Annotated in this window: 18 protein-coding genes and 1 riboswitch; of the genes, 12 read left to right on the forward strand and 6 right to left on the reverse strand. The window is 64.0% G+C overall.

Going from position 1 to position 14,621, the window contains the following annotated elements; translation table 11 throughout:
• Nucleotides 1-137: 137 nt before the first annotated feature.
• Both EN824_RS04360 and EN824_RS04365 read left to right on the forward strand, forming a co-directional pair.
• Complete coding sequence (locus EN824_RS04360; protein WP_006203215.1) at nucleotides 138-524, forward strand: MerR family DNA-binding transcriptional regulator; 387 nt, start codon at nucleotides 138-140, stop codon at nucleotides 522-524.
• A 68-nt stretch (nucleotides 525-592) separates the two neighbouring features.
• Entirely contained in the window at nucleotides 593-1,105 is a 513-nt protein-coding gene (locus EN824_RS04365; protein WP_135931931.1) for an HXXEE domain-containing protein, read from the forward strand.
• Nucleotides 1,106-1,117: 12 nt separating this feature from the next.
• On the opposite strand, the gene EN824_RS04370 is transcribed toward EN824_RS04365, so the two are convergent.
• Both EN824_RS04370 and EN824_RS04375 read right to left on the reverse strand, forming a co-directional pair.
• Entirely contained in the window at nucleotides 1,118-1,588 is a 471-nt protein-coding gene (locus EN824_RS04370; RefSeq protein ID WP_127280835.1) for an isoprenylcysteine carboxylmethyltransferase family protein, read from the reverse strand.
• Entirely contained in the window at nucleotides 1,585-2,583 is a 999-nt protein-coding gene (locus EN824_RS04375) for a DUF1624 domain-containing protein (protein WP_135931932.1), read from the reverse strand. Before EN824_RS04375 ends, EN824_RS04370 begins: the two co-directional genes overlap by 4 nt.
• Before the next feature lie 236 nt (nucleotides 2,584-2,819).
• On the opposite strand from EN824_RS04375, the gene EN824_RS04380 reads away from it, so the two are divergent.
• Nucleotides 2,820-4,019, forward strand: coding sequence for an MFS transporter (locus EN824_RS04380; protein ID WP_127280549.1), 1,200 nt, complete (start codon nucleotides 2,820-2,822; stop codon nucleotides 4,017-4,019).
• A gap of 50 nt (nucleotides 4,020-4,069) precedes the next feature.
• On the opposite strand, the gene EN824_RS04385 is transcribed toward EN824_RS04380, so the two are convergent.
• Nucleotides 4,070-5,236: an aromatic ring-hydroxylating dioxygenase subunit alpha gene (locus tag EN824_RS04385; protein ID WP_135928401.1), complete on the reverse strand. Its 1,167-nt coding sequence runs from the start codon at nucleotides 5,234-5,236 to the stop codon at nucleotides 4,070-4,072.
• Nucleotides 5,237-5,379: 143 nt separating this feature from the next.
• Nucleotides 5,380-5,578, forward strand: a riboswitch (cobalamin riboswitch).
• A 36-nt stretch (nucleotides 5,579-5,614) separates the two neighbouring features.
• On the opposite strand from EN824_RS04385, the gene EN824_RS04390 reads away from it, so the two are divergent.
• Genes EN824_RS04390 through cobO form a run of 4 tightly spaced genes read left to right on the forward strand, consistent with a single transcriptional unit; the run spans nucleotide 5,615 to nucleotide 7,746 of the window.
• On the forward strand, nucleotides 5,615-5,794 hold the full coding sequence (locus EN824_RS04390) for a CbtB domain-containing protein (protein ID WP_127280551.1): 180 nt from the start codon (nucleotides 5,615-5,617) through the stop codon (nucleotides 5,792-5,794).
• Nucleotides 5,795-5,809: 15 nt separating this feature from the next.
• On the forward strand, nucleotides 5,810-6,613 hold the full coding sequence (locus tag EN824_RS04395; protein ID WP_135866611.1) for a CbtA family protein: 804 nt from the start codon (nucleotides 5,810-5,812) through the stop codon (nucleotides 6,611-6,613).
• Nucleotides 6,606-7,121 (forward strand): bifunctional adenosylcobinamide kinase/adenosylcobinamide-phosphate guanylyltransferase, encoded by a 516-nt coding sequence (gene cobU, locus EN824_RS04400; RefSeq protein ID WP_127280782.1) that lies wholly within the window; start codon nucleotides 6,606-6,608, stop codon nucleotides 7,119-7,121. Before EN824_RS04395 ends, cobU begins: the two co-directional genes overlap by 8 nt.
• Nucleotide 7,122: 1 nt before the next feature.
• Nucleotides 7,123-7,746 carry a cob(I)yrinic acid a,c-diamide adenosyltransferase gene (gene cobO / locus EN824_RS04405; RefSeq protein ID WP_127280781.1) on the forward strand — a complete coding sequence of 208 codons (624 nt, stop codon included), beginning with the start codon at nucleotides 7,123-7,125 and terminating at the stop codon, nucleotides 7,744-7,746.
• Here the strand turns inward: cobO and cbiB are convergent.
• Nucleotides 7,743-8,717 (reverse strand): adenosylcobinamide-phosphate synthase CbiB, encoded by a 975-nt coding sequence (cbiB, locus tag EN824_RS04410; RefSeq protein ID WP_127280780.1) that lies wholly within the window; start codon nucleotides 8,715-8,717, stop codon nucleotides 7,743-7,745. The two genes, cobO and cbiB, sit on opposite strands and share 4 nt — an antisense overlap.
• On the opposite strand from cbiB, the gene cobD reads away from it, so the two are divergent.
• Nucleotides 8,716-9,753 (forward strand): threonine-phosphate decarboxylase CobD, encoded by a 1,038-nt coding sequence (gene cobD, locus EN824_RS04415; RefSeq protein ID WP_127871561.1) that lies wholly within the window; start codon nucleotides 8,716-8,718, stop codon nucleotides 9,751-9,753. The two genes, cbiB and cobD, sit on opposite strands and share 2 nt — an antisense overlap.
• 5 nt (nucleotides 9,754-9,758) lie before the next feature.
• The gene (locus EN824_RS04420; protein ID WP_127277993.1) at nucleotides 9,759-10,268 is read left to right on the forward strand and encodes a tyrosine phosphatase family protein; all 510 of its coding nucleotides are present in this window, start codon (nucleotides 9,759-9,761) and stop codon (nucleotides 10,266-10,268) included.
• A 4-nt stretch (nucleotides 10,269-10,272) separates the two neighbouring features.
• Here the strand turns inward: EN824_RS04420 and EN824_RS04425 are convergent, their stop codons facing one another.
• Complete coding sequence (locus EN824_RS04425) at nucleotides 10,273-11,076, reverse strand: creatininase family protein (protein WP_127277992.1); 804 nt, start codon at nucleotides 11,074-11,076, stop codon at nucleotides 10,273-10,275.
• Between the two features lie 217 nt (nucleotides 11,077-11,293).
• Nucleotides 11,294-11,677, reverse strand: a complete 384-nt coding sequence (locus EN824_RS04430) for a RidA family protein (RefSeq protein ID WP_127277991.1) — start codon at nucleotides 11,675-11,677, stop codon at nucleotides 11,294-11,296.
• Nucleotides 11,678-11,944: 267 nt separating this feature from the next.
• Between EN824_RS04430 and EN824_RS04435 the strand changes: the two genes are divergently transcribed.
• The 3 genes from EN824_RS04435 to EN824_RS04445 are packed head-to-tail and all read left to right on the forward strand — an operon-like array spanning nucleotide 11,945 to nucleotide 14,621.
• Nucleotides 11,945-12,949 carry an ABC transporter substrate-binding protein gene (locus EN824_RS04435; RefSeq protein WP_127277990.1) on the forward strand — a complete coding sequence of 335 codons (1,005 nt, stop codon included), beginning with the start codon at nucleotides 11,945-11,947 and terminating at the stop codon, nucleotides 12,947-12,949.
• Between the two features lie 12 nt (nucleotides 12,950-12,961).
• The gene (locus tag EN824_RS04440; protein ID WP_135915686.1) at nucleotides 12,962-13,786 is read left to right on the forward strand and encodes an ABC transporter ATP-binding protein; all 825 of its coding nucleotides are present in this window, start codon (nucleotides 12,962-12,964) and stop codon (nucleotides 13,784-13,786) included.
• Complete coding sequence (locus EN824_RS04445; protein ID WP_127871556.1) at nucleotides 13,773-14,621, forward strand: ABC transporter permease; 849 nt, start codon at nucleotides 13,773-13,775, stop codon at nucleotides 14,619-14,621. Before EN824_RS04440 ends, EN824_RS04445 begins: the two co-directional genes overlap by 14 nt.

Genomic DNA, 14,621 nt, shown 5'->3' on the forward strand with positions numbered 1-14,621 from the left:
CTCAATTGACTTTTACGTAAATGCCGTGCGAGGCTCGTGCGGGGGTGCCCGGTTCGATTCCGGCGGGCAAGGGTTTGGTTCGGGACAGATGGGCGACGCCGCATGGCGATCACCCGGAATTCCGGTATGGAGTGACAATGCGGGAATATTATTCGATCACCGAACTGACCCGCGAATTCGACGTGTCGACGCGGACGCTGCGTTTCTACGAAGACGAGGGGCTGGTGCAGCCGGTGCGTCGCGGCCGCACGCGTCTGTTTCGCCCTTCCGATCGCCATCTCATCCGGCAGATCATGCGTGGAAAACGGCTCGGCTTCTCGATCAACGAGATCCGCGAGATTATCCAGATGTACAAGGAGCCGCCGGGCGAGGTCGGGCAGCTCAAGCTGATGATCAAGCGCATCGAGGAAAAGCGCGAGGATCTCAGGCAGAAGCGCCGCGACCTCGAGGAGACGCTGGCCGAACTCGACCAGGCCGAAGAGTCCTGCGTCGAGCGGCTGGTCGAGCTCGGCGTCAATACCTGACCTGTGCGGTTGCTCCGATGCCTCGCCGCCAGGAACTGTGAAGGCTTGAACCGGCGGTCGATCACGTCATGTTCATCACTCTCGCTTGGCTGTTTGTCGCCGCTGTCACCGTCCACAATCTGGAGGAGGCGGTTTTCCTGCCTGCCTGGTCCGAGCAGGCGGGGCGCTGGCACCGTCCCCTCGCGGCCAACGAATTCCGGTTCGTGGTGTTCGTGCTGGTTGTTCTTGCTGGCGTTGCGGCTTTGCTCGCCACCGTGCAGGGACGGGAGAGTTTCGGCGCCTACGTCCTGTCGGGCTATGCGCTTGCGATGCTGCTCAACGTGGCTTTTCCACATCTCCTCGTCACAATGGTCACGCGCCGCTATATGCCGGGGACCGCGACCGCTCTCGCATTGAACCTGCCGGTCACCGCGGCTCTGCTGCATCAGGCATTTCGCGAGGGATATATTTCGGCGACCGGCTTCGCCTTGACGGCGCCCGCCATTGTCCTGGCCATCGTGCTTCTGCTCCCGGTGCTGTTTTATGTCGGCCGGAAACTGCTTCCGGACACGGCAGGCGCTCCAGGCAAGGCTTCTGACTGATCCCGCCGGACCTCAGATCCAGCGCCGCACGCGTTTGGCGTAGTCGCGGTATTTCTTGCCGAATTTCGCCGCCAACATCTTTTCCTCGCGCTCGATCGCGACCTTCTGGGTGACGAAGGCGGCGACGAAGGCAAGCAGGAAGAACCAGGCGATGCCCGAGACGAAGGCAACGCCGATCAGCATCAGCGTGTTGGCCAGGTACATCGGATTGCGGGTGACGCCGAAGGGACCGGTCGTGACGAGATGATCGGGCACGGCGTTGGGATTGAGCGTTGTCCTGGCCCGTATCATGGTGCGGATCGCGGTGAACCAGAGGACGGCGACAGCGAACAAAGCCACCCAACCGGCGGCGAACAGGATGTCGCCCAGCAGGTCGCCGATCCAGGGCAGGGGATAGAGCAGGCCGAGGATGATGCTGAGGGCGATTGCGGCGACGTAGATCACCGGCGGCCACGGTATCAGCCCAGGCTTCGGCTCCGTCATTGCGTCCCTCCCTCCGTCATCTTGTCCTCGGTCTTGGCGGTACACGTTGCGGCAAGATCGGACAGATGCGCCCTGAAGTCCGCAGTCTGGTCGTTGTTGTAGAGCCGATCAAGAGAGCCTTCACCGTCGAGAGTCTCGAGCATACAGCCGCAATAGCTCGAACAGAAGGTTGCGTTGCGCATCTGCTCGCACGAGCGCTGGCAGGTTTTCAGGAAATTGACCCGCGGGGGGTCGACCTGCGCGGGCATCACTTGCGAGAACAGCCAGACGCAACCGATCAGCAGCGGCTGGTGGATCAGGTAGAAGGCCAGGCTGTGGCGGCCGATGAAGACCAGAGGATTGGCCCAGCGGCCTGGCACGCGGCTCGCCAGACGTGCCCGTATACCGGAAGCGGAAGCGAGTTTCGCCGCCCCGAGGCCGAGAAGCACGGCCCCGAACCATGGAAACAGCGGCACATAGTCGTTGGAGCGCGGATTGATCGCCGACAGGCCGATCCACCACAGCCACGGATGATCGAGGGCCTCGAAGCGCAGGTAGGCTGGCGCCGCGATGACGAGCGCGGCGACGACAAGCGTCAGCAGCGCCGGCAGGCGCAGGAAGGCGAGGCCAAGCAGGCTCGCCAGCGCGATCTCGTGCAGGATGCCGAAGAAAATGAATCCGTCGGGCGTGGCGATGCGGGTGACGACCGATATGGCGACCGCCGCGCCTGCAACCATGGCGAACCGCTTCCAGAAACCGTTCCAGCGGATTTGTCCGCCATGGGCGAGATAGAGGCTGACGCCGACCAGGAACAGGAAGGTCGAAGCGATGCAGCGGGCGTAGATCTTCCACCAACCGAAGGCGGTGAGGCCAGGGTCGGTGTAACCGAAGAATTCCAGGTCCCAGGTGAAGTGGTAGCTCGCCATCGCGATCAACGCGATGCCGCGCACGATGTCGATGGCGACGATTCGCTTCGATGGCTCCGGAACGGGTGCGGTCGGCGTGTTGATGCTCATGGTCTCGTGATCTGATTCAGCCCCTCCAAGACGACTATCACGGTTGCACCGGATAGAAGAAGACCGGTCGCCCTGGCCCGGACCGCGCGGCGGAGCCCGCGCCAGCCGCCGGGTTTGGGCCAGCGCGGGAAAGCCTTTGACCGGCTTCGCTTTTTGCCGGGTGTGCGTCGGTTTCCTCTTAATGGGCCTGAAATGTCCGCGCCAGATTTGGCGCCGCGATTCTGTTTGGGGAAGCAATGTCCACCCATGTGCGCCATCCGATCTGGCTTCCGGCCCTCAAGGCCGCGGACGCGCGCACCTTCGCCTCGCTCTACGCGGTCGAATCCTTCGCCCGCGCCATGGTGTCGAGCGTCATCCCGATCCAGGCCTACGAAATCCTGCACAACGAGCAGGTCGTCTCGATCCTCTACACCGTCGTGTCGCTGCTCGGCCTGTCGGTGACCCTGTTCATGCCGATGCTGATCCGCCGCTTCGCGCGGCGGTGGGTGTACACCGCCGGCGCCTGCCTGCTTGCCATAGGCTCGCTGTTCTTCGTTACCCATACGCTCGCCGGGCAACTGGCCGGCATGCTGTGCCGCGTCATGGGCGCCAGCGCGCTGTCGATCATGCTCAACCTCTACATCATGGACCACATCCGCAAGACCGACTTCATGCAGGCCGAATCGCTGCGCATGGCGTGGTCGATGGTTGCCTGGACCTGTGGGCCGACGCTCGGCATCTTTCTTTACGCGCATTTCGGCATCTATGCCGCGCATGGTGCGGTGGCGGTGTTCGCCCTGGCCTTGCTGGCGCTGTTCTGGACCTACCGGCTGGGTGACAACCCGTCGATCCGCCCGGGTAAGACGCGGCCGGCCAATCCGCTCGCCAATATCGGCCGCTTCGTGGCGCAGCCGAGGCTCAGACTCGCCTGGCTGATCGCCTTCGGCCGCTCCTGCTTCTGGACGACGTTCTTCGTCTATGGGCCGCTGTTCATGGTCATCACCGGGCAGGGCGATATCGCCGGCGGCCTGCTGGTCTCGGCCGGCAACGCGCTTTTGTTCATGGCTATCTTCTGGGGCAAGGCAGGAAAGCGCTTTGGCGGCCGGCGCACCATGACGTTTGCCTATTTCGCCATGTCGGCATCGCTGCTGGCCGCCGGCACGATCGGAGCGACAGCACCGTTGCTGACCGGCGCCTTCCTGTTGTGCGGCGCCTTCTTCACCATCGCGCTCGACGCCCTGGGTTCGACCGCCTTCATGCGCTCGGTACGCTCCTATGAGCGGGCGCAGATGGCGGCGGTCTACCGCACCTATCTCGATTTTTCCGAACTGACGCCGCCGCTGGTCTATTCGGTGGTGCTGGCGTTCTTCGGCCTGGGATCGGTGTTCGTCACCCTCAGCCTGCTGGCGGCGTTTTGCGGCTTCATGACCTGGCGCTACCTGCCGAAGTCCCTGTAGGTATGTCGATATTCAGGTGATGCCGGCCTGACCTGAATCTCGACATACCCTCATGTCACCGCCGCATGGCGCTCGCGCACCCAATTGTGGAAGCGGTGCAGATCATATTCCTCGGGCATCAGCACGCCGGCTGTGTGGCGCATCGAGCGCAAGCCCTTCTGGTTGACCTCGCAGATGGCGGCGTCCTCCTCCAGCACCTGTGTGCCAAAGGCGATGATGTTGTCGATATCGGTCTCGGCGAGGGCCTCGGGCGCGAACAGCCACTCCGCGACAAGCTCGGTCTGTTCGGGACCGAGCGGCACCAGGTGCACGGTCCTGACATAGTCGACATGGCCGACGATGAACATCGAGGGCAGGCTGGTGGCATAAGTCTGGCCGGCGCTGCGTTCCGCCGGCTTCAGCCCTGAGAAGACCGGGCCGTGCGTCTGGCCGTCGCGCGACCAGGTCTGGGCGCCTGCGCGCAAGCCGCCGGAAAATTCCGGCGCGTCATTGTCGGCGTGGCGGAGCCATTCGGGATCGTCATGCCGGCTCATCAGGCCGCGGCCATAGATCGGCACCAGCCGCGACAAATCCTTGTGGACGCCCGGACAGTGCAGGCACTCGTTGAAGTTTTCCCAAAAGATCTTCCAGTTGCAGTTCATGACCTTGCGCAGCATATGGCCCGATACCAGCGTTTCGAGCGGCCAGTTGCCGAGGTTGCCGGACGCGGGATCGAAGGAGGATTGCGCCGAGCCGGCGGCATCTTCAGCAAGATTGACGAAGACGAAGCCCCGCCACACCGAGAGCGCGACGCGATAAAGCGGGTGATCGGCCTTGTCGAAGCCGTCAGGCAGTGATTTCGACGGCACGCGCACCAGCTCGCCGCGCAGCGAGTAGGACCAGGCGTGATACGGGCAGGTTATCAGCCGCGCTTTCAGGCGGCCCTCGCTCTCCTGGCAAAGCTGCGAGCCGCGATGGCGGCAGGTGTTGTGGAAGGCGCGCAGCTCACCTGTGTCGTCGCGCAGCACGAGGATGTCCTGCGTGCCGATGCGGAATCGGCGGAAGGCTAGCGGCTGCGCCAGATCGGCCTCGCGGCAGACGAGCAGCCAGTCTCTGTACCAGATGGCGTCGAGATCACGCTTATAGCTCTCCTGGTCCCAATATGCCGATGAGGGCAGCGTCGGCTCGGTACGGGTCAGCCCGTTATAGGGATCGCGCTCGCTGGCATTGGGCTGCATGGCTGGCTTCCTGTGAGGCTTGCCAGCCGACACCCGGCCATGAAGTTTGTCAATCAGGACGGGATGGGAGCGGCTTTGCCGATACGACGCTCCTGCGCTGGCGGCTGTCGGAATTTGGTTTGCCGCGCGCGGCGAATTTCCCTATAGTCACCAACGTCGTCGGTTCCTTTTTGGGAGCCAAGAGGGAATGCGGTGCGGGCGAGGTTTCGCCCAATGCCGTGGCTGCCCCCGCAACTGTGTGCGGTAGTCCTCTCCATATGCCACTGAAGATTTTTCTTCGGGAAGGTGGGGAAGGGCGCTTATCCGCGAGCCAGGAGACCTGCCGGCGGCGAAAAGACTGACTTCTATGCCCTCGGGTGGAGGGCGAAAGGACTGGAAATGACCACTGCTACCGTCTCCCTCGGCGCCTCCGTCTCCTCGCAGTCGCGCTTCATGCAGCTTGCGCTCGCCGCGCTGCTCGGCATTTTCGTTGTCGGCTTTGTCGGCTTCTCGCACATCGATGCGGTCCACAACGCCGCCCACGATTATCGCCACTCGATGGCGTTTCCCTGCCACTAACTGGGATCTGACATCATGAACCTTTTTCGCAACGTCGTGTTCGTCGCGGCGATCGCGGGGCTCGTGGCCGGTGTCGTTCTTGCCTGCATGCAGGCCTACGCGACCGTTCCGCTGATCCTGAAAGCGGAAGTCTACGAACAGGCCGGCGGCGGCCATCACCACGACCATGGCGCGGCACCCGCCACAACCGAAACCGGCGCCGTGAGCACGGCCGCTCCGGCAGGCAATGCCATGAGTTCCGCCGCGCCGGCAGCGGAAGCAGCTGCTCCGGCAGCGGAGGATGAAGGCTGGGCGCCGGCCGACGGCTTAGAGCGTTTCGCCTTCAGCGTGCTTGCCAATATCGTCACCGGCATCGGCTTCGCATTGGTCCTGGTCGCGGTTTCGGAATTCGCAGGCGGCGTCGGCAACTGGCGCCAGGGCGTTTTCTGGGGTCTGGCCGGCTTTGCCGTGTTCACACTGGCGCCTGGCCTCGGCCTGCAGCCGGAGCTGCCTGCAATGCCGGCGGCCGATCTCCTGCCGCGCCAGATCTGGTGGTCGGCAACGGTGGCGGCAACCGCTATCGGCCTTGGCCTGATCGTGTTTCGCAGATCGCTGCCGTTGACCATCCTCGCGGTCTTGCTGATCGTCGCGCCGCACATTGTCGGCGCGCCGCAGCCCGACAGCTTCGAGACACCGATCCCGGAAGGCCTGCACCATCAGTTCGTGGTGGCGGTGACGGTGACAAATCTGGTGTTCTGGCTGGTGCTCGGCGCGGTCGTTGGCGTGGTTCGCGGGCGCTTCACCGGCACGGCGACCAGCCTGCGCGACAGCTTTGCCTGATCTGGGCAAGCTGACCTTCATCATCGGTGGTGCGCGCTCCGGCAAGAGCGCGCACGCAGAAACTCTGGTGGCGGCGTTGCCCTCGCCATGGGCCTATATCGCCACGGCGCAAGCCTATGACGACGAGATGCATGAACGCATCGCGCTGCACCGCTCGCGGCGCGGCGAGGGCTGGTCGACCATCGACGCGCCACTCGACCTTGCCGAAGCCCTGGAGGCGTTGCCGGATGATCAGCCGGTGCTTGTCGACTGCCTGACGCTGTGGCTGACCAATCACATGCTGGCGGATCACGACGTCGAGGCCGCGTGCCGACGGCTGGCGGACGTTCTGTCGCGGCCGCGCGGGCCGTGGTTCGTGGTGTCGAACGAGGTCGGGCAAGGCATCGTGCCCGACAATGCGCTGGGGCGGCGTTTTCGCGACGACGCCGGTCGGCTCAACCAGCGGGTCGCCGCGGTCGCCGATACGGTGCTCCTGATGGTGGCGGGGCTACCGCTCAAGGTGAAATGAAATGACCGAAGACAAGGGCTCCAAAGACCGGGATGAAGAACGCCATCGCGCCAAGATGGCCAAGCGCAAGGCGGTGCAGGACGCCGAGGTCGCGGGCAAGACGATCGAGAAGGGGTTGCTGATCGTCAACACCGGCCCCGGCAAGGGCAAGACCACGGCCGCCTTCGGTCTCGCACTGCGGATGCTCGGCTACGGCAAGCGCGTCGGCGTCGTCCAGTTCATCAAGGGCAAATGGCACACCGGCGAGAAGGACGCTTTCGCCGCCTTCGGCGACCGGATCGTCTGGCATGCGATGGGCGAGGGGTTCACCTGGGAAACGCAGGATCTGAAGCGCGACATCGCGGCCGCCGAAGCCGCCTGGGCCAAGGCCGTGGAATTGATTGGCGACCCCTCGATCAGCCTTGTCGTGCTCGATGAACTCAACATCGCGCTGCGCTACGATTATCTCGATCTCGACAAGGTGGTTGCCGCGCTCAAGGCTCGCCGCGAGGGCCTGCACGTTGTCGTCACCGGTCGCAACGCGAAGCCGGCGCTGGTCGAGGCGGCGGACCTGGTCACCGAGATGGGGCTGACGAAGCACCATTTTTCCGCCGGCGTAAAAGCGCAGCAGGGCATCGAGTTCTAGAACACCAGGATTGCGATCACCGCGATCAGCCCAAACAGGCCAATCAGCAAATAGTCGGCGACACGATAAAGTTGGAGCGCCCGCCGGATGTCGCCGCTGTCGACATCGCGTCGTCCGTCTTCGCCCATGAAGACGTCGTCGACCACGACGCCGCCATAGCTGCGCGGCCCGGCGAGCGCGAGGCCAAGTGCGCCGGCCATGGCCGCTTCCGGCCAGCCGGCATTGGGCGAGCGGTGTTTTTTCGCGTCGCGCCGTACCGCCTGCCAGGCATTGCCGGGGTCGGTGCCCTTGACCAGGAAAGCGGCCAGCACAATCAGCACCGCCGTCAGCCGGGATGCCGGCAGGTTGATCCAATCGTCGAAGCGTGCCGCCGCCCAGCCGAAGGCCTCATGGCGTGGGGTGCGGTGGCCGATCATCGAATCGGCGGTGTTGGCGGCCTTGTAGGCGGCGCCGCCGGCCAGCCCGCCGACACCGGTCCAGAAGGCGGGGGCGACGATGCCGTCGGAGAAATTCTCCGCCAGGCTCTCGATCGCCGCCCGGCAGACGCCGGCGCGGTCCAGCGTTTCGGGATCGCGGCCAACGATTCGCGAGACGGCGGCTCGGCCCATGTCGAGGCCTCCGCTGTCGAGCGCGTCGGCGACGGCTTCGACGTGTTCGTAAAGGCTTTTCTGCGACAGAAGCGATGTCGCCAGAAGGACGGCAATGATCAATCCCAAGGGGACGAACCAGAGCAGGACAAGCTGCACGCAAAGACCTGCTGCCGCCGGCACCAGCACGATGACGAGAAGCGCCTGGACACCACGTTGGCGACGCAGCGCGTCGGGATCAGTGGCGCGGTTGAGCCTCAAGTCGAGAAAGGATATCAGCCTTCCGAACCACGTCACCGGATGGCCGATGGCGCGAAACAGCCAGTCGGGATAACCGAGGGCGAATTCGACAACCAATGACAGGAAAGCGATCAGGACTGACATGAAGCTTCTTGAAGGAGCGGTGGACCATGGTGGAAGTCTTGGCCGGGCAAGGGCGCTTTTCCCCAATGCCGTGCTGCCGTTCGTCGACCTCTCGACCGGTATCAATCCGCACTCCTACCCGCTTTTCGACCTGCCCGCCACCGCCCTGTGGCGATTGCCGGAGGCCGCGCGTGGGTGCGAGCTGATAGAGATTGCGGCCCAAACCTATGGCGCGCCTTCAGCGGGCAACGTCGTGGCGGCGCCTGGTACGCAGATTCTGCTGCCGCGCGTGGCATCGCTGGTGCGGCCCGGCAAGGCATTGGTGCTGGCGCCGACCTATGCGGAACACGCCAGGGCGGCGGCAATCGCCGGGCACGAGGTGGCCGGGGTCGGCGATTTCGCCGCGCTGGCCGAAGCCGACCTCGCCATCATCGTCAATCCGAACAATCCGGATGGGCGCATCATCGAGCGCGACCGGCTGCTGGCGCTGGCCGCCAGGTTGCGCGCCAGGGGCGGGTTGCTGGTCGTCGACGAGGCGTTCATGGATGTCGGCCCGCGCGAGCACAGTCTCGCCGGCGATGTCGGCCAGGGCGGCATCGTTGTGCTGCGTTCCTTCGGCAAGTTCTTTGGTCTGGCCGGCCTGCGGCTTGGGTTCGCGCTTGCCGATGCGCCGACGGTCGAGCGGCTGGAGACACAATTCGGACCTTGGGCCGTCGCCGGGCCGGCGTTGGAATATGGCATCCGCGCGCTCGCCGATCTCGGGTGGCAGGATGCGATGCGGGCGTCGCTGGTGGATGCGTCGGCGCGCCTCGATGCGCTGTTCGGCCGTTTCGGCGTTCGCGTCGCTGGCGGCACCACATTGTTCCGCTATCTCAGCCTCCCCGATGCCGGCGGCCTGTTTTCCGCGCTTGGCGAGAGCGGCATTCTGCTCCGGCATTTCTCCGGCCGGCCGCATGTCCTGCGCGCCGGCCTGCCGGGGAGCGAGGTGGAATGGCGCAGGCTCGAATCCGCGCTTGCCGATTGGGCGTCGCGGCGCGAGGATCGGTCGAAAGGTTAGAAACAATGATCCATGTCTGCTCGCTGGCGAAGATCGAGGAAACGGTGGCCAGGACAGGCGCCGACCGCATGCTATCGCTGCTTGCGGCCGGGACGGATGTGGTGCGTCCGGCCTCGATCCCTAGGGAAAACCACCTGCATCTGGTCATGCATGACATTGCGGTGGCGCAGGACGGCATGACCATGCCTGGCGAGGAGCATGTGCGCAGTCTGCTCGATTTCGCGCGCCGCTGGGACCGGGCAAGGCCGATGGTGGTTCACTGCTATGCCGGCATCAGCCGTTCGACGGCTTCGGCCTACATCATCACCGCGGCGCTGGCGCCTAAGCGCAATGAGCTGGAACTGGCGCAGACGTTGCGCGCGCTGTCTCCTTCGGCGACGCCCAATCCGCGACTGATCGCGGTGGCCGACACGCTGCTCGAGCGCAAGGGCCGCATGATTGAGGCGATCGAGTCGATCGGGCGAGGGGCCGACGCCTTCGAAGGCACGCCGTTCGCGCTCAAGATCGATATTTAGGCGGCTATTTCAGCCACTCCGCGAGCTTTGCCTTGCGCATGTCCCGCAGCAGGTTGATGAAGCCGTCGGCCTGATATTGCGCAGTCAATCGGCCTTTCTCTGCCGTTGCAATGCTGGCGTCGCCGACCACGCCGTTGGGGTTGAGATCCCCAGCGATCCAGGCGAAGGCATGCGTGCCGGTGTGGCGCAGCAGCGAGAAGTCCTTCTCGGCCTTGGCAACGTTGGAAATGAAATTGTCAGCCTTGCCCATGTCGACGAGATCCGGCCGGAAATGCAGCATCAAAGAGGTCTCGACATCGCCGCCATGAATGCCGTGGCGGTCCTCGAGCTCGGTGTACATGCCGGCCGGGCGGCCAAAGCGCTGCCAGCTGGTCTTCACCGCCAGCATCTTTTCGCGCACGCGCAGTTCGCGCGTGACGATGCCCATGATCTCCTCATTGCCGCCATGCGAGTTGACGACGATGAGCTTGCGCACGCCGGCGCGCGCGATCGACAGCCCAAGCTCGGTCCACGCCTCGATCAGCGTCGTTGCCGGCAGGGTCAATGTGCCCGGCGCATGGAGATGCTCATTCGACTTGCCCACCGCCTGGACCGGCAGGATACGGATGTCGAGGTCCTCGGGCAGGCGTGCGATCACCGTGTCGAGCATGCCGTTCATGATCGAGGTGTCGGTCGACACAGGAAGATGCGGCCCATGCTGCTCGATCGCCGCCAGCGGCAACACCGCTATAGTCGCCTCGGGATCGATCGAGGCATATTCTGATGTCCGGTAGTCGCCCCACCAGACGCGTCTTTTTGTCTCGTTCATTTTGTGCCTCAACGGAACTGATTTGGCGTCGGCGCTGCCCCTCACCCTTACCCTCTCCCCGTAAGGACGGGGAGAGGGTATCGCCAGCCTCGGAGCGCTTCCCTTCTCCCCGTCTCTATACGGGGAGAAGGTGCCGGCAGGCGGATGAGGGGCAGCGCCAACTTCGCGTGACTTTAGACGATTGGACTGTCGATTCGTAGGGTTTCACTGGCGCTTCTTACCCGGCCGCGATGACCTCGACCTCGACCTTGAATTCGGGCCTGGCAAAGCCGGAAACGATCATCAGCGTCGAGGCCGGCGCCGGGCTGGAGAACATACGGTCACGGACCTCCATATAGGGCCGCAGATGCGCACGGTCGGTGACGTAAGCGTTGATGCGAACGATATCAGGCAACCCCAGCCCGGCTTCGCCCAGGATCGCCGCGATGTTCTTGAAGCAGAGTTCGGCCTGCGCGCCGGCGTCTTCCGGTATCTGGTCGTCCGCCGTGATGGCGACCTGGCCCGAGCACAGCACCAGGCGCTTGCCGGCCGGCACCTCGACGCCGTGGCTGTAACGGGCAAAGGGCGGCTTGATCGACTTCGGGGTGAGAAACTTGAACATGGCAATCTCCTGGATATCGTCAGCCTAGGGCCGGATGCATTGCACCATCAAGATGGCGGTGCATGTCGCCCGTGCGATTGTGGACAGGCGTTCAAAAAATAGGCACGATGCCCTTCGGTGCAGCACGACCTTTCCGGCTTTCGCAGATGGCTGTGGTGCAGGCGGGCGGGTCCCGGCGCGCGACGCCGGTGGCATGTGTCTTGCTTCTTGAATCTTTGGTGTCAAGCACGGCGCGCAACGCGCCGGTGCAAATAAAGGGCGGTGTCAATGTACGTGAAACAGAAGATTTCGGTGGCTGTCGTGGCTCTGCTTGCGGCCAGCACGCTGGGCGCGGCGGCGAATGAAAAAGTCACTTTCGGCACCAACTGGCTCGCCGAGCCGGAGCATGGCGGCTATTATCAGGCCGTGGCGGATGGCACCTATGCCGCCTGCGGCCTCGATGTCACCATCATGCAGGGCGGCCCGCAGGTCAGCGGCCGGCCGATGCTGCTCGCCGGCAAGATCGATTTCTACATGGGCGGCAATTTGCTGTCGGCCTTCGATGCCGTCCAGCAAGGCATTCCGATGCGCGTGGTGGCGGCGGATTTCCAGAAGGATCCACAGGTCATCATGTCCCACCCCGGCGAGGGGCTCGATAAATGGGAAGACCTGAAGAACGCCGAGCAGTACATTCTGGGCGATGAAGGTGCGCAGACCTTCTTCCAGTGGATGGTCATCGAGCTCGGTTTCGACGCCTCAAAGCGCGCGCCCTACACCTACAACACCGCTCCTTTCCTCGCCAACAAGAAGTCGATCCAGCAGGGCTACGTCACTTCGGAGCCGTTCGCGGTCAAGAAGGAAGGCGGCTTCGTGCCGAACCAGTTCCTGCTCGCCGACTATGGCTGGGACACCTATTCGACCACGATCGAGGTGATGCAGGACACGATCGACAAGAAGCCCGAGGTGGTCCAGTGCTTCGTCGATGGCTCGGCCAAGGGCTGGTACAAATACCTCTACGGCGACAACAAGGCCGCCAACGACATGATCAAGAAAGATAATCCTGACATGAGCGACGAGCAGATCGCCTTCTCGATCGAGCAGATGAAGAAGTTCGGCCTTGCCGATTCCGGCGACACCGAGAAGCTCGGCATCGGCGCCATGACCGATGCGCGGATCAAGAGTTTCTACGACAAGATGGTCAAGGCCAAGGTCACGCCCGCTGGCATCGACATCACGAAGGCCTACACGCTGGCCTTCGTCAACAAGGGCGTTGGGCTCGAGCTGAAGAAATAGGCCGGTCCCGGTATGAAGAGGGAGAAGGTGGCGCAAGCGCCGGCCTTGGACGTCGCTCCGACCTTGTTGGCGCTGCGTGGCGTCGGCAAGGTGTTTTCCAATGGCGTGACGGCGCTCAGCGATGTCGACCTGACGATCCGGGAAGGCGACTTCCTCAGCCTGCTCGGACCGTCCGGTTGCGGCAAGTCGACGGCGCTGCGGCTGATCGCCGGCCTGTCGACGCCGACGTCAGGCGTGCTCGACTGGCGCGGCGGCGGCTCGCTCGACCGTGCCAATATCGGCTTCGTCTTCCAGGAGCCGACGCTGCTGCCCTGGGCCAGCGTCTTCGACAATGTCTGGCTGCCGCTCAGGCTGAAAGGCATTTCTCGCGCCAAGGCCGCACCGGCAATAACGGAAATGCTGGCGCGGGTTCACCTCACCGGGTTCGAGGACGCGGTGCCGCGCGAGCTGTCCGGCGGGATGAAGATGCGTGTCTCGATCGCACGCGCCATGGTGACCAAGCCGCGCGTGCTGTTGATGGACGAGCCGTTCGCCGCGCTTGACGAGATCACTCGCTTCAAGCTCAACAACGACCTGCTGGAACTGTGGCAGGACGAGCGCTTCACCGTCGTCTTCGTCACCCACAGTGTGTTCGAAAGCGTGTTTCTGTCCAACCGCGTCGTCGTCATGGCGGCGCGGCCGGGCAGGGTGTTCGACGAACTCGCCATCGAGGCATCCTATCCGCGCGACGAGGCTTTCCGCACGTCGCCGGATTATGCAGCGCTGTGCCGGCAGGCCTCCGACGTTCTGGTCAATGCCATCAATTCAACGGCGGGCTCGCATCATGACGGTCATTGACGGCACGTTGAAACTCGACCCCGAGGAAGCGCGGCGCGTGCGCCAGGAGCGGCTCGAGCGGATCGGACGCTGGGTGCTGCCGCTGGCGATCATGATCCTGGCGATCTGGCTTTGGGACCGCATCTGCGTCTGGAACGAGATTCCGCAGTACATCCTGCCGCGGCCGGGCGTGGTGCTGTGGACGCTCTACAACGATGCCGGCCTGTTGTTCTCCGCGCTGCTGGTCACCTTGCGCATCACCTTCCTCAGCCTGCTCCTCGCGGTTGTCGGCGGGGTCGGGCTGGCGGTCTTGTTCGCGCAGTCGAAATGGGTGGAGATGTCGTTCTTCCCCTTCGCCATCGTGCTGCAGGTGACGCCGATCGTGGCGATCTTTCCGCTGATCAACATCTATGTTGACAACCAGACGACCAAGCTTCTGCTCTGCGCCTGGATCGTCGCCTTTTTCCCGATCCTGTCCAACACCACGCTCGGCCTCAACTCCGTCGACCGCAATCTGCGAGACCTGTTCAAGCTCAATGGCGCGACGCGCTGGCAGCAGCTGCGCTATCTCAGACTGCCGGCGGCGATGCCGTATTTTCTCGGCGGGCTGAAGATTGCCGGCGGCCTGTCGCTGATCGGCGCGGTGGTGGCCGAGTTCGTCGCCGGCGCCACCGGCCAGTCGTCGGGGCTCGCCTCGCGCATCATCGAGGCCGGCTACCGGCTGAATGCGCCGCGTTTGTTTGCAGCTTTGTTTCTGATTTCGCTGACAGGCATCCTGATCTTCCTCGTGCTGTCGCTGATTTCGCATCTCATTTTACGGCGCTGGCACGAGAGCGCGCTGAAGCAGGAGCGCTAG

It is taken from the genome of Mesorhizobium sp. M8A.F.Ca.ET.181.01.1.1 (assembly GCF_004792025.1).
Classification (GTDB): domain Bacteria; phylum Pseudomonadota; class Alphaproteobacteria; order Rhizobiales; family Rhizobiaceae; genus Mesorhizobium.

Bases quoted from the DNA above. Each gene is read 5' to 3' on its own strand.
- EN824_RS04365 (WP_135931931.1), top strand. From the start codon at position 593: ATGTTCATCACTCTCGCTTGGCTGTTTGTCGCCGCTGTCACCGTCCAC.
- EN824_RS04440 (WP_135915686.1), top strand. From the start codon at position 12,962: ATGAAGAGGGAGAAGGTGGCGCAAGCGCCGGCCTTGGACGTCGCTCCG.
- EN824_RS04435 (WP_127277990.1), top strand. From the start codon at position 11,945: ATGTACGTGAAACAGAAGATTTCGGTGGCTGTCGTGGCTCTGCTTGCG.
- EN824_RS04420 (WP_127277993.1), top strand. From the start codon at position 9,759: ATGATCCATGTCTGCTCGCTGGCGAAGATCGAGGAAACGGTGGCCAGG.
- EN824_RS04380 (WP_127280549.1), top strand. From the start codon at position 2,820: ATGTCCACCCATGTGCGCCATCCGATCTGGCTTCCGGCCCTCAAGGCC.
- EN824_RS04430 (WP_127277991.1), bottom strand. From the start codon at position 11,677: ATGTTCAAGTTTCTCACCCCGAAGTCGATCAAGCCGCCCTTTGCCCGT.
- EN824_RS04375 (WP_135931932.1), bottom strand. From the start codon at position 2,583: ATGAGCATCAACACGCCGACCGCACCCGTTCCGGAGCCATCGAAGCGA.
- cobO (WP_127280781.1), top strand. From the start codon at position 7,123: ATGACCGAAGACAAGGGCTCCAAAGACCGGGATGAAGAACGCCATCGC.
- cbiB (WP_127280780.1), bottom strand. From the start codon at position 8,717: ATGTCAGTCCTGATCGCTTTCCTGTCATTGGTTGTCGAATTCGCCCTC.
- EN824_RS04370 (WP_127280835.1), bottom strand. From the start codon at position 1,588: ATGACGGAGCCGAAGCCTGGGCTGATACCGTGGCCGCCGGTGATCTAC.
- EN824_RS04360 (WP_006203215.1), top strand. From the start codon at position 138: ATGCGGGAATATTATTCGATCACCGAACTGACCCGCGAATTCGACGTG.
- EN824_RS04395 (WP_135866611.1), top strand. From the start codon at position 5,810: ATGAACCTTTTTCGCAACGTCGTGTTCGTCGCGGCGATCGCGGGGCTC.
- EN824_RS04385 (WP_135928401.1), bottom strand. From the start codon at position 5,236: ATGCAGCCCAATGCCAGCGAGCGCGATCCCTATAACGGGCTGACCCGT.
- EN824_RS04445 (WP_127871556.1), top strand. From the start codon at position 13,773: ATGACGGTCATTGACGGCACGTTGAAACTCGACCCCGAGGAAGCGCGG.
- EN824_RS04425 (WP_127277992.1), bottom strand. From the start codon at position 11,076: ATGAACGAGACAAAAAGACGCGTCTGGTGGGGCGACTACCGGACATCA.
- cobD (WP_127871561.1), top strand. From the start codon at position 8,716: ATGAAGCTTCTTGAAGGAGCGGTGGACCATGGTGGAAGTCTTGGCCGG.
- EN824_RS04390 (WP_127280551.1), top strand. From the start codon at position 5,615: ATGACCACTGCTACCGTCTCCCTCGGCGCCTCCGTCTCCTCGCAGTCG.